This window comes from Stenotrophomonas capsici (assembly GCF_034961085.1).
GTDB classification, from domain to species: domain Bacteria; phylum Pseudomonadota; class Gammaproteobacteria; order Xanthomonadales; family Xanthomonadaceae; genus Stenotrophomonas; species Stenotrophomonas capsici.
This window is the reverse complement of sequence record NZ_JAYFUH010000249.1, coordinates 462,277-475,584: the sequence shown is the minus strand read 5'-3', so window position 1 is coordinate 475,584 and position 13,308 is coordinate 462,277. Positions and strand designations below refer to the sequence as shown.

Below are 13,308 nucleotides of genomic sequence, written 5' to 3'. Positions count from 1 at the left end.
CGCCGGCACCCACGCAACTCTGAAATCGACTCCAACCGGACGTGATATGACGCGACTCCCCAATCGCCGCCTGCTAGCCCTCGCCCTTGCTGCCGGCCTGGCACTGCCTGCGCTCGCACAGGCGGCCGAGCCGTTCACCGCCAGCGACATCCGCGTGGACGGGCTGCAGCGCATCTCCTCCGGCACCGTGTTCACCTACCTGCCGGTGGAGCGTGGCGACGTGGTCGACGATGCCAAGGTCGGCGACACCATCCGTGCGCTGTACAAGACCGGCTTCTTCGAGGACGTGCAGCTGGACCGCCAGGGCGACATCCTGGTCGTCACCGTCAAGGAACGCCCGGCGATCAACAAGCTGACCGTCACCGGCAACAAGGACATCAAGAGCGAGCAGCTGCTCAAGGGCCTGGCCGACATCGGCCTGAGCGAGGGTGGCACCTTCGACCGCCTGAGCCTGGACCGCGTGACCCAGGAGCTGCGCCGCCAGTACAACGACCGCGGCAAGTACAACGTCGAGATCACCCCGACCGTCAGCCCGCTGGACCGCAACCGCGTGGACGTGGCCATTGCCGTGAAGGAAGGCAAGGCCGCCAAGATCCGCCACGTGAACCTGATCGGCACCGAGAAGTTCCCAGCCGAGGACATCCTGGAAACCTGGGAGTCCAAGGAGCACAACTGGGCCTCGTGGTACCGCCGCGACGACCAGTACTCCAAGGAAAAGCTGTCCGGCGACCTGGAAAAGCTGAACTCCTGGTACCTCAACCGCGGCTACGTGGACTTCAGCGTCGATTCCACCCAGGTCTCGATCAGCCCCGACAAGCGCGACATGTTCATCACCACCGGCGTGACCGAGGGTGAGCAGTACAAGATCTCCGACATCAAGGTCACCGGCGACACCATCCTGCCGCAGGAAACGGTGGAGAAGATGGTGTTCCAGAAGTCCGGCGACATCTTCTCGCGCGGCCTGCTGGAGCTGAGCGCGGACAGCATCACCAACAGCCTGTCCAACATCGGCTACGCCTTCGCCAAGGTCAACCCGATCCCGACCAGCAACCGCGGTGACCGCACCGTGGCGGTGAACATGCAGGTCGTGCCGGGCCCGCGCGTGTCCGTGCGCCGCATCGTGTTCAAGGGCAACTCGCGCACCGCCGACGAGGTGCTGCGCCGCGAGATGCGCCAGTTCGAGAACAGCTGGTACTCGCAGGCCGCCATCGACCGCTCCAAGATCCGCCTGCAGCGCCTGGGTTACTTCGAGTCGGTGGACGTGGAAACCACCCCGGTCACCGGCAGCAACGACCAGGTCGACGTGGTCTACAACGTCAAGGAAACCACCTCCGGCAGCTTCGTGTTCGGCCTGGGCTATTCGCAGTCCTACGGCATGACCACCTCGGTGCAGCTGTCGCAGAACAACTTCCTGGGCGGCGGCAACCGCGTGTCGGTCGAGGCTTCGCGCAGCAGCTACCTGCAGCGTTATGGCTTCTCCTACACCAACCCGTACTTCACCGATGACGGCGTGTCGCTGGGTTACAACCTGTCCTGGCGCGAGCTGGACTACTCCGACTTCAACACCGCCCAGTACAACAGCACCAACGGTGCGGCGCAGGTGGTGTTCGGCGTGCCGATCACCGAGAACGATGCGTTCTCGCTGATGTTCGGCATCGACAGCAACCAGATCACGACCTACCAGGGCTACACGCCGAAGGCGATCATCGATTACATCGATGCCATTGGCTCCAAGACGTTCCACTCCTGGCGTACCGAGCTGGGCTGGGCGCGCGACACCCGCAACGACTACTTCATGCCGACCGCCGGTACCTACCAGCGCCTGGGCCTGGAAGCCACGCTGCCGGGTTCGACCGTGGAGTACTACAAGCTCAGCTACCAGTTCTCCAAGTATTGGCCGATCATCCCGTCGCTGGTCATCAATACCCGCCTGGAACTGGGCTACGGTGATTCGTACGGCAGCGACAAGGTCCGTGACATCTGCTGGAACGTGATCCCCGGTACGCCGGGCACGCCGGCCAACGGCAGCACGCCGGCGGTCCCGGGCACCCCGGACACCACCCAGGTCGTCGACTGCGCCACCAACCCGACCGCCAACCACCGCCAGGTGAAGGCCACCGGCCTGCCGTTCTTCGAGAACTTCTACGCCGGCGGCACCAACTCGGTGCGCGGCTTCGAGGACAACACCCTGGGCCCGCGCTCGGAGATCATCGGTGGCTACTACAACGGCCAGCCGCTGGGTGGCTCGGTGAAGACCGTCGGCTCGATCGAAGCCTACTTCCCGAAGCTGTTCGACAGCCCGTCCGCGCGCGTGTCGGCCTTCGTCGACTTCGGCAACGTCTACAACGGCGTGGACAACTTCAAGGCCAACGAGCTGCGTGCCTCAGCCGGTGTCGCCCTGTTGTGGCGCGCCCCGGTCGGCCCGATCTCGATCAGCTACGCGATCCCACTGAAGAAGGAAGACGGCGACGAGATCGAACGCCTGCAGTTCACCTTCGGTGGGCAGTTCTAAGCGACTGCCACGCTGACCCCGGGGCGGCCCGGGGTACCCGGCATCACGCCATGGGCGCGCTGCCGGGGCGCGCTCCGGGACTTCCAGATCCCCGCGCGCCCTTACCAAAGTGGCTTTCCTCCAGAACCGCCGGCGCGCGGTTCTGGTCGTTTAGGGCTTCCGGTTTACGGCCCCCTCCCCGGCCTGCGTGGGCGGTGACGGGCTCTGGCTCCCTTTCCGGTCCACGCCTTGACCGCTGTTGGCCGGTCCACGTCCGTCTGTCTCGCGCCACGTCGGCCCGGCCGCCCGCATGACCACCACCTGCACAGGCTGTAAACTCGCCACGTGAATATTCCTACCCATACCGCACAGGAACTTGCCGACCGCTTCGGCCTGCAGGTGCACGGCGATCCGGCTGCCGCCATCTCCGGCGTGGCCACGCTCGCCCATGCCGGCCCCGGCCAGCTGACCTTCCTCGCCAATCCCCGCTATCGCGCGCAGTTGGCCGACAGCAAGGCCTCGATCGTGGTGCTGCGCGCCGATGACGCCGAGGCCGCACCCGGCACCGCGTTGATCGCCAAGGATCCCTACACCACCTTCGCCAAGATCGGTGCGCTGTTCGAAACCGTGCCGGTCCGCGAGCCCGGCATCCATCCCAGCGCGGTGATTGATCCCAGCGCGACGGTGGCGGACAGTGCGCACATCGGCCCCCACGTCTGCATCGGCGCACGCTCGGTGATCGGCGAGGCGGCCATCATCGGCCCGGGCTGCGTGATCGGCGATGACTGCATCGTGGAGGCCGGCAGCGAACTGCTGGCCCGCGTCACCCTGGTCGCCCGGGTCAAGCTGGGCAAGCGCGTGCGTATCCATCCCGGCGCGGTGCTTGGCGCCGAGGGCTTCGGCCTGGCGATGGACAACGGCCACTGGATCAAGGTGCCGCAGCTGGGCGGCGTACGCATCGGCGACGATTGCGAGATCGGCGCCAACAGCTGTGTGGACCGCGGCGCGCTGGAAGACACCGTGCTCGACGAAGACGTGCGCGTGGACAACCTGGTGCAGATCGCCCACAACGTGCAGATCGGCGCGCACAGCGCCATCGCCGGTTCCACCGGCATCGCCGGCAGCGCCAAGATCGGCCGTTACTGCCTGCTCGGCGGTGCGGTAGGCGTGGTCGGCCACCTGGAAATCTGCGACCACGTGGTGATCACCGGCAAGTCGGTGGTCCGCAACTCCATTACCGAACCGGGCGAGTACTCGTCCGGTACCCCATTGACCGATAACCGCACGTGGCGCAAGAACGCCGCGCGCTTCAAGCAGCTCGATGCGCTCGCGCGGCGCATCCTGGCTGTGAGCAAGGAGAAGGAATGAACGCACCGCTGCAGCTGCCCGTCGACGTCAACACCATCCAGACGTTGATCCCGCACCGCTACCCCTTCCTGCTGGTCGACAAGGTCGTCGAGCTGGACGTGGAAGGAAAGCGCATCGTTGCGCACAAGAACGTGACCATCAACGAGCCGTTCTTCCAGGGCCACTTCCCCGGCCAGCCGATCATGCCGGGCGTGCTGATCATCGAGGCGCTGGCGCAGGCCGGTGGCGTGCTGACCCAGCTGAGCCTGGGCCGTGATGCGCAGTCCAAGCTGTTCTACCTGGTCAAGGTCGACAACGTGCGCTTCATGAAGCAGGTGGTGCCGGGCGACGTGCTGGAGCTGCATGTGCAGGTCAAGCGCGTGATCCGCAACATGGCCGTGTACTACGGCGAAGCCAAGGTCGACGGTGAAGTGGTCGCGCACGCCGAAGTGCTGTGCGCCGGCACCCGCGAGTAATCCAGCCGGAGTCTTTGCATGAGTGACAGCGCCTCCCTGATCCATCCGACCGCGGTCATCGACCCTTCCGCCAAGCTGGGTAGCGGCGTGCGCGTGGGCGCGTTCACCCTGATCGGGCCGGAAGTGGAGATCGGCGACGGCACCGAGATCGGCCCGCACTGCAGCGTCCACGGCCCGACCCGCATCGGCCGCGACAACCGCTTCATCGGCCACGTCGCCGTCGGCGGCGAGCCGCAGGACAAGAAGTTCGCCGGCGAACGCACCGAGCTGGTCATCGGCGACCGCAACGTGTTCCGCGAGTTCGTCACGCTCAGCCGTGGCACCGCCGGCGGTGGTGGCGTGACCACCATCGGCAACGACAACTGGATGCTGGCCTACACCCACATCGCCCACGACTGCCATGTGGCCGACCACTGCGTGTTCTCCAACAACACCACGCTGGCCGGGCATGTCAGCGTCGGCAGCTGGGTGATCATCAGCGGCTTTGCCGGTGCCCACCAGTTCTGCCGCATCGGCGACCACGCCTTCCTGGGCATGGGCTCGCTGGTGACCGGTGACATCCCGCCGTTCACCATGGTCGGCATCGATGGCCATGGCCGCCCGCGCGGCATCAACAGCGAGGGCCTCAAGCGCCGCGGGTTCGATGCCGAGCGCATCAGCGCGATCAAGCGCGCCTACCGCACCATCTACGTCGCTGGCCTGCCGCTGGCCGAGGCCAAGCAACAACTGGCCGAACAGGCGCGCGACAGCGACGACGTGAAGCAGCTGCTGGACTTCATCGAAAGCGGCGAGCGCCCGTTGCAGCGATGAGCATGGGGAACCGCCCGGGGAACGGGGAGCTGGCGGCAGCAAGTGCGCCGACCACGGTGCAGCCAACGGCCCTTCCCGCCTCCCTGCTCCCTGTTTCCCGCCGCAAGGTCCGGATCGCGCTGGTCGCGGGCGAAGCGTCCGGCGACGGACTCGGCGCCGGCCTGATCAAGGCGCTGCGCGCGCGCTATCCGGACGCCGAATTCGCCGGCATCGGCGGCGATGCCATGCGCAACGCCGGCTGCGAAACCTGGTTCGATGCCAGTGAACTGGCGTTGATGGGCCTGGCCGAGATCCTGCGCCATCTGCCCCGCCTGCTGAAGCTGCGCAAGGCGTTCCGCCAGCGCGTGCTGGAATGGCAGCCGGACGTGTTCATCGGCATCGATGCGCCGGACTTCAACCTGGCCGTGGAGAAGTGGCTCAAGCAACGCGGCATCCGCACCGTTCACTACGTCAGCCCGTCGGTCTGGGCATGGCGCGAGAAGCGCGCCGAGAAGATCGGCGCCAGCGCCGACCTGGTGCTGTGCCTGTTCCCGATGGAGCCGCCGATCTATGCCCGGCACGGCATCGACGCGCGCTTCGTCGGCCATCCCATGGCCGATGACATCCCGCTGCAGAGCGACCGCCTGCAGGCACGCCAGTCACTGGACATTCCCGCGCAGGCACCGGTGCTCGCGGTGCTGCCCGGCAGCCGGCTGGGCGAGGTCAGCCGCCTCGGCCCGCCGTTCTTCGCCGCCGCCTGGCAGCTGTGCGAGGACCGGCATGACCTGCACCTGGTGGTGCCGGCCGCCAATGCCAAATGCAAGGCGATGCTGGTCGAGCAGATCCGCGCCGCGGCGCTGCCCAGCGCGCGCGTGCACCTGCTCGATGGCCGCGCCCGCGAGGCCATGACCGCCGCCGACGTGGTGATGCTGGCCTCCGGCACCGCGACGCTGGAAACCATGCTGGTCAAGCGACCGATGGTGGTCGGCTACCGGGTGTCCGAGCTGACCTACCGCATCGTCAGCAGCCTGGGGCTGATCAAGGTCAACCGCTATGCACTGCCCAACGTGCTGGCCGGCAAGGACCTTGCACCGGAGCTGATCCAGCACGACTGCACGCCCGACAACCTGGCCGGCGCCGTGCGTGACTGGTTCGACGACCCGGCCCGCGTGGCCGGACTGCAGGACGACTACCTGCGCCTGCACCAGCAACTGCGCCAGGACGCTTCCGCCCGCGCCGCCGATGCGGTGGCCGGCCTGCTGGATGCACCGGCCCGGCAAGCCCAGCCGTGAACGCCCGCCGTGTTCCTGCCAGGACAGCGGACCTTTCGCTGTCCTTGTTCGACGATGCCGCGCTGGCGCAACGCCAGGCCCCGCGCCTGGTCGCAGGCGTGGACGAAGCCGGCCGCGGCCCGCTGGCCGGCCCGGTGGCCGTCGCCGCGGTGGTGTTCGACCCGGCACGCCCGCGCATCAACGGACTGGATGATTCCAAGGCCCTGACCGCCGGCAAGCGCGAACTGCTGTACGACCGCATCGTCGAACGCGCCCTGGCCTATTCGATCATCTTCGTCGACGTGGCCGAGATCGACAGCCTGAACATCTTCCAGGCCACCATGCAGGGCATGCGCCGCGCGGTGGAAGGCGTCGGCCACGTGGCCCAGTTCGCCCGCATCGACGGCAACAAGATCCCCAAGGGGCTGCCCTGCCCGGCCGAAGCGCTGGTCGGCGGTGATGCCATCGATCGCGCGATCATGGCCGCCTCGATCCTGGCCAAGGTCAGCCGCGACCGTTACATGCTGGAGCTGCACCAGCGACACCCTGAATACGGCTTCGACCAGCACAAGGGCTACGGCACGCCGTTCCACCTGGCCGCGTTGAAAGCCCACGGGCCCTGCGCCGAACACCGAAGGTCGTTCGCGCCGGTCCGGGACGCCCTCGGCTAGCGCCGGAGGGCTACGCAAGGCGGCAACGGCAGGACAACGGCGCAACCTGACCGCGCTCCTGCTCCTGGCCTTCGTTCCTGCAAGGGGGAGCGAAACCGTGCCGGCAGCCGCCCCGCCCCCTGTTCACCCCTGAGCCCTTGTTCCCCCGTTCCCCCGTCGCTACCCTGCTTCGGCACACTTCTGGCCCGGCATGTCTACTTCTTCCCGATTCGTCCATCTCCACGTCCACACCGAGTTCTCGATGGTGGACTCCACCATCCGCGTGCCGGCCAAGCCGGACCAGGCGGACCCGAAGAAGGCCAAGCAGGCCAACATCCTCAGCCGTTCGGTGGAGATGCAGGCCCCCGCGCTGGCCGTCACCGACCTGAACAACATGTTCGCGCTGGTGAAGTTCTACAAGGCCGCCGAAGGCGTGGGCATCAAGCCGATCGCCGGTGCCGACCTGCTGATCGCCGAGGAGAACCAGGACCCGTGGCGGATGACGCTGCTGTGCCGTGACCGCGAGGGCTACCTGAGCCTGTCGCGGTTGCTCACCCGCGCCTGGATGGAAGGCCACCGCAACGAAGGCGGCGTGGCGGTGCACCCGCAATGGCTCAAGGACGGCGGCCAGCACCTGTTCGCATTGGCCGGCCGCCACAGCCTGGCCGGCCGCCTGGCCGCCGAAGGCCGCCACGACCTGGCCGAGCAGCAGCTGGCCGACTGGCAGCGCGTGTTCGGCGACGGCCTGCACCTGGAGCTGACCCGTACCCAGCGCGAGGGCGAGGAAGCCTTCAACCAGTTCGCGTTGATGGCCGCCGGCCAGCGTGGCCTGCCGGTGGTCGCCACCAATGACGTGCGCTTCCTGGCACCGGAGGATTTCGACGCGCACGAAGCGCGCGTGTGCATCTCCACCGGGCGCGTGCTCGATGACCCCAAGCGTCCGCGCGAGTACAGCCGCGAGCAGTACCTGAAGACGCCCGAGCAGATGTGCGAGCTGTTCGCCGACATCCCCGACGCGATCGACAACACGCTGGCGCTGGCGCAGCGCTGCAACGTGGAGATGCGGCTGGGCACCTACTTCCTGCCCAACTACCCGGTGCCCGACGACGAGACCCTGGACACCTGGATCCAGAAGATGTCCCGCGACGGCCTGACCGAACGCCTGGAGAAGAACCCGCTGGCGCCGGGCATGAGCCGTGAGGACTACTTCGAGCGGCTCGAGTTCGAGCTCAACACCATCATCAAGATGGGGTTCCCGGGCTACTTCCTGATCGTTGCCGACTTCATCCAGTGGGGCAAGAACCAGGGCATCCCGATCGGCCCGGGCCGTGGCTCGGGCGCCGGCTCGCTGGTGGCTTGGGCGCTGAAGATCACCGACCTGGACCCGCTGCCGTACAACCTGCTGTTCGAGCGCTTCCTCAACCCCGAACGCGTGTCGATGCCCGACTTCGACATCGACTTCTGCATGGACCGCCGCGACGAGGTGATCGACTACGTCGCGCGCAAGTACGGCCGCGAGCGCGTCAGCCAGATCATCACCTACGGCACCATGGCGGCCAAGGCAGTGGTGCGCGATACCGGCCGCGTGCTGGGCTTCCCGTACGGCCTGGTCGACGGCGTGTCCAAGCTGATCCCCAACATCCTGGGCATCCACCTGAAGGATGCGCTGGGCAAGGGCAAGGAAGGCGTGGATTCGGAAATGGCCTCGGCCGAGCTGATCCAGCGCTACGAGACCGAGGACGACGTCCGCGACCTGATCGACCTGGCGCTGCAGCTGGAAGACCTCACCCGCAACGCCGGCAAGCATGCCGGCGGCGTGGTGATCGGCCCCGAGCCGCTGAGCGAGTTCTGCCCGCTGTACGCCGAACACGACGAAGGCGGCATCGGCAAGAACCCGGTCACCCAGTTCGACAAGAACGACGTGGAAGAAGTGGGCCTGGTGAAGTTCGACTTCCTCGGCCTGCGCACGCTTACCATCATCGATTGGGCGGTGAAGGCGATCAACAAGCGCCACGAGCGCGCCGGCATCCCGCCGGTGGACATCACCCAGATCCCGCTCGACGACGCCCCGACCTACAAGGACATCTTCGCCAACGGCAACACCGGCGCGGTGTTCCAGTTCGAATCCTCGGGCATGCGCCGCCTGCTGAAGGACGCGCGCCCGGACCGCTTCGAAGACCTGATCGCGCTGGTGTCGCTGTACCGCCCCGGCCCGATGGACCTGATTCCCTCGTTCAACGCGCGCAAGCATGGCCAGGAAGAAATCATCTATCCCGACCCGCGCACCGAAGCCATCCTCAAGGACACCTACGGCATCATGGTGTACCAGGAGCAGGTGATGCAGATGGCGCAGATCGTCGGCGGCTACTCGCTGGGCGGCGCCGACCTGCTGCGCCGCGCGATGGGCAAGAAGGTACCGGCGGAAATGGCCAAGCACCGCGAGATCTTCCGCGAGGGTGCGGCCAAGGGCGGCGTGGACGGCCCCAAGGCCGATGAAATCTTCGACCTGATGGAGAAGTTCGCCGGCTACGGTTTCAACAAGTCGCACGCCGCGGCCTACGCCTTGGTCAGTTACCAGACCGCGTGGCTCAAGCGTCACTACCCGGCCGAATTCATGGCCGCGACCTTGTCCTCGGACATGGACAACACCGACAAGGTGGTCGGCTTCCTGGCCGAGGTGCGCAACCTCAACCTGACCGTGCTGCCGCCGCGCGTGAACGACTCGGCCTACATGTTCGAGGCCGCCAACGCCGATACCATCCGCTACGGGCTGGGTGCGATCAAGGGCGTCGGCCAGGGGGCCTGCGAGGCCGTGGTGGACGAGCGCCTGCGCAGCGGCGAGTACGTTTCGCTGCTGGACTTCTGCACCCGCGTGGAGTCCGGCAAGCTCAACCGCCGCACGCTGGAAGCGATGATCAACTGCGGCGCGCTTGACGGGCTGGGCAAGAACCGCGCCACGCTGATGCTGCAGTTGCCGGAAGTGCTCAAGGCCACCGACCAGATGGCGCGCGAGAAGGCCTCCGGGCAGAACTCGCTGTTCGGCGCGCCGGACCCGGTCAGCACCGCCAACCAGCTGGACCTGCCCGAAAGCAAGGAATGGCCGCTGGCGCAGTTGCTCGGCGGCGAGCGCGAGACGCTGGGCTTCTACCTCAGTGGCCACCCGTTCGACCCCTACGCCGAGGACGTCAAGGAACTGGTTGGCACCGACTTGGGCGGCCTGGACAAGATGGTCACCCCGGCGCTGCCGTCCAAGGACGGCGAAAAGCGCGCCTGGCGGCAGGAGGCGCAGGTGATCCTGGCCGGCATGGTCATCGGCGTGCGCCGCAAGGGCGACAGCCAGGTGTTCGTGACGCTGGAGGACGGCAAGGGCCGGGTCGAGTGCAGCGCCTTCTCCGACGGCCTGGCCGAATTCGGGCACCTGATGACCAAGGACCGCATCCTGGTGGTCAAGGGCGGCCTGCGCGAGGACGAATTCAACGGCGGCTATGCCCTGCGCATCCGCCAGTGCTGGGACTATGAACAGCTCAGCGCCGACCATGCCACCGGCATGTTCCTGCGCGTGGATGGCCGCGGCGGCCCGATCTGGCAGCGCATCGATGCCCTGCTGGCCGGCAGCCGGCCCGGCCGCACCCCGCTGCGCCTGGACCTGCTGCTCAACGGCAAACCCAACGGCAGCGTGGCCGGCATGCTCGACCTGGGCGGCCAGGGGGCGGTGCGGGTCAGCCCCCAGTTGCTGGACACCCTGCGCGAGGACCCGGCCGTGCGTCGGGTCAAGGTCAAGTACAGCCCGCCCTGGGCGAACTGAACCGGACGGACGCGTACGGGTTCATTCGACGCGTTCGGCTACACTTCCCCCCTTTAATTCATGACGGTTTCCGATGAATCCGAACTACCTCGACTTCGAGCAACCCATCGCTGATCTGGAAACCAAGATCAAGGACCTGCGCAGCGCCAGCGCCGGGCCGGCGGTCAATGTCGATGCAGAGGTGAAGGCGCTGGAAGACAAGCTGCGCCTGCGTACCGCACAGATCTTCCGCAACCTGACCCCCTGGCAGGTGTTGCAGGTGGCCCGCCACCCGTCGCGCCCGTACCCGCTGGACTACATCCGCATCTTCTGCGACGAGTTCCAGGAACTGGCCGGCGACCGCGCCTTCGCCGATGACAAGGCAATCGTCGGCGGCCTGGCCCGCATCGGCGGCCGCGCGGTGATGCTGATCGGCCACCAGAAGGGCCGCGACACCAAGGAAAAGGTCAAGCGCAACTTCGGCATGCCCAAGCCGGAGGGCTACCGCAAGGCGCTGCGCCTGATGAAGATGGCCGAGCGCTTCAAGCTGCCGGTGCTGACCCTGATCGACACCGCCGGCGCATGGCCGGGCATCGACGCCGAAGAGCGCGGCCAGTCCGAGGCCATCGCCCGCAACCTGATGGAAATGGCCGAGCTGAAGGTGCCGGTGATCTGCACCGTGATCGGTGAAGGCGGCTCCGGCGGCGCGCTGGCACTGGGCGTGGGCGACCGCACCCTGATGCTGGAGTACAGCGTGTACTCCACCATCAGCCCGGAAGGCTGTGCCTCGATCCTGTGGAAGGACGCCAGCAAGGCCAAGGACGCCGCAGAGCAGCTGGGCATGACCGCCCCGCGCCTGAAGAGCCTGGGCCTGGTCGACAAGGTGATCCGCGAGCCGATCGGCGGTGCCCACCGCAACCCGAAGCAGATGGGCACCCGCCTGAAGGCCGTGCTGCTCAATGAACTGGACGCGCTGGACAAGCTGAGCGTGGAAGCATTGCTGGAGCAGCGCTACAAGCGCCTGCGCAGCTACGGTGCCTACGAGGCCGCCTGAGCCAACGCCGACACGGGGATACAGGGATGAGCCCGATCATTCTGCTTTCGCTGGTATTGCAGGTTGCCTGCTGCGTGCACGTCGTGCGCAACGGGCGGCCGCTGTACTGGATCGTCATCATCCTGATGTTCTCGTACCTGGCGGTGCTGATCTATTTCATCGCCGAGATCCTGCCGGGGTTGCGCAACAACCCCAACGCGCGGCGCGGACTGCGCCAGGTGCGTGACCAGCTCGATCCATCGCGCCGCACGCGCGAGGCCGACCAGCGCCTGCGCGTGTCCGACACCGCCGAGAACCGCCGGCAATTGGCCGAGCAGCATCTGGCGCAAGGCCGATACGCTGACGCCGTCCCGCTCTTTGAAGGTGCCCTGCGCGGCATCCACCGCACCGACCCGGACCTGATGCTGGGCCTGGCCAAGGCCCAGTACGGGCTCGGCCAGGCAGCACAGGCCCGGCAGACACTGGACGCGCTGATCGCCGCCAATCCCTCCTTCCGCTCGCAGGATGGTCATCTGTTGTATGCCCGCGCCGTGGAGGACAGCGGCGATGTCGATGCCGCCCTGCACGAGTACGAGGCCATGGTCGACGGCTTTGCCGGCGAGGAAGCACGCCTGCGCTATGCCCTGCTGCTCAAGCGCGCCGGCCGCCCCGACGAGGCGACCGCACAGTTGCGCAAGCTGCTGGATCGTGCCGAGCTCTCACCGAAGTACTACCAGCGCGCCCAGCGCGAATGGACCGACCTGGCCCGCAAGGAACTGCGCCAGCTCACCGCGTAGCAGCGGCCTCGGCCGCGAAGCAGGGAACCCCTCCCCTCACCGGAATGCCCGCCATGGCAACCCATTGGCGGGCGGTTTTCATGCGCGCGGACGCCGCAATGGCATCGCGGGTACAAAAAAGGCCGGCATTGCCGGCCTTTCTGCCTGATACCCGCCGCGTATCAGAACGGCTTGGCGATCACGAAGTACACGATGGCGATGAACAGCACCAGCGGCAGTTCGTTGAACCAGCGCAGCGCGCGCGAGGACGGCAGCCCCCTGCCCTTGGCCACGCCCTTCAACCAACGCCCGGTGAAGATGTAATAGACCAGAAGCAGCACCACCAGCCCCAGCTTGGCATGCAGCCAACCGGCGCCGCCCGGCGCCACCATGGTCGGGAAGTCCGGCAGCACCTTGTAGCCCAGCCACAACACCAGCCCCAACAGGAAAGCGATGCCGAACATCATGTGGCCGAAGCGATACAGGCGCATGCCCATCAACTGCAGGCGCTGCTGCACGGGCGCCTGCCCGGCGGTCTCGGTCAGGTTGACCAGGATCCGCGGCAGGTAGAACACCGCCGCCATCCACGCCACCACGAAAACAAGGTGGAAGGTCTTGACCCAAAAATAGGACTGCATGCACTGGCTCCAGCCGCGGCGTAGGATGTGCGCCATTTTCGCCCATCCGCACA

10 protein-coding genes are annotated in these 13,308 nt (G+C 67.0%); 9 read left to right on the top strand and 1 reads right to left on the bottom strand.

The genetic code is table 11. The features are described from left to right. Positions 1-46 precede the first annotated feature (46 nt). The 9 genes from bamA (at position 47) to VA603_RS15240 (ending at position 12,638) form a co-directional block, all read left to right on the top strand. The gene (gene bamA / locus VA603_RS15280; protein WP_165931192.1) at positions 47-2,512 is read left to right on the top strand and encodes an outer membrane protein assembly factor BamA; all 2,466 of its coding nucleotides are present in this window, start codon (positions 47-49) and stop codon (positions 2,510-2,512) included. Positions 2,513-2,836: 324 nt separating this feature from the next. After that, a complete protein-coding gene (gene lpxD, locus VA603_RS15275; protein ID WP_132865141.1) occupies positions 2,837-3,859 on the top strand; it encodes a UDP-3-O-(3-hydroxymyristoyl)glucosamine N-acyltransferase in 1,023 nt (340 codons plus the stop codon). Continuing rightward, positions 3,856-4,314: a 3-hydroxyacyl-ACP dehydratase FabZ gene (gene fabZ, locus VA603_RS15270; RefSeq protein ID WP_132865142.1), complete on the top strand. Its 459-nt coding sequence runs from the start codon at positions 3,856-3,858 to the stop codon at positions 4,312-4,314. The genes lpxD and fabZ overlap by 4 nt, the downstream gene beginning before the upstream one ends. A gap of 18 nt (positions 4,315-4,332) precedes the next feature. Further along, positions 4,333-5,124 (top strand): acyl-ACP--UDP-N-acetylglucosamine O-acyltransferase, encoded by a 792-nt coding sequence (lpxA, locus tag VA603_RS15265; protein WP_132865143.1) that lies wholly within the window; start codon positions 4,333-4,335, stop codon positions 5,122-5,124. A gap of 2 nt (positions 5,125-5,126) precedes the next feature. Then, complete coding sequence (gene lpxB, locus VA603_RS15260) at positions 5,127-6,395, top strand: lipid-A-disaccharide synthase (RefSeq protein WP_425603739.1); 1,269 nt, start codon at positions 5,127-5,129, stop codon at positions 6,393-6,395. 38 nt (positions 6,396-6,433) lie between these two features. Then, complete coding sequence (locus VA603_RS15255) at positions 6,434-7,045, top strand: ribonuclease HII (RefSeq protein ID WP_243694102.1); 612 nt, start codon at positions 6,434-6,436, stop codon at positions 7,043-7,045. Between the two features lie 190 nt (positions 7,046-7,235). Continuing rightward, positions 7,236-10,829, top strand: coding sequence for a DNA polymerase III subunit alpha (dnaE, locus tag VA603_RS15250; protein WP_323439352.1), 3,594 nt, complete (start codon positions 7,236-7,238; stop codon positions 10,827-10,829). A gap of 73 nt (positions 10,830-10,902) precedes the next feature. After that, positions 10,903-11,862 carry an acetyl-CoA carboxylase carboxyltransferase subunit alpha gene (locus VA603_RS15245; RefSeq protein WP_132865147.1) on the top strand — a complete coding sequence of 320 codons (960 nt, stop codon included), beginning with the start codon at positions 10,903-10,905 and terminating at the stop codon, positions 11,860-11,862. Positions 11,863-11,888: 26 nt separating this feature from the next. Then, positions 11,889-12,638: a tetratricopeptide repeat protein gene (locus VA603_RS15240; protein ID WP_323439351.1), complete on the top strand. Its 750-nt coding sequence runs from the start codon at positions 11,889-11,891 to the stop codon at positions 12,636-12,638. A 161-nt stretch (positions 12,639-12,799) separates the two neighbouring features. On the opposite strand, the gene VA603_RS15235 is transcribed toward VA603_RS15240, so the two are convergent. Continuing rightward, positions 12,800-13,255 (bottom strand): CopD family protein, encoded by a 456-nt coding sequence (locus tag VA603_RS15235; protein WP_323439350.1) that lies wholly within the window; start codon positions 13,253-13,255, stop codon positions 12,800-12,802. Positions 13,256-13,308: the final 53 nt, after the last annotated feature.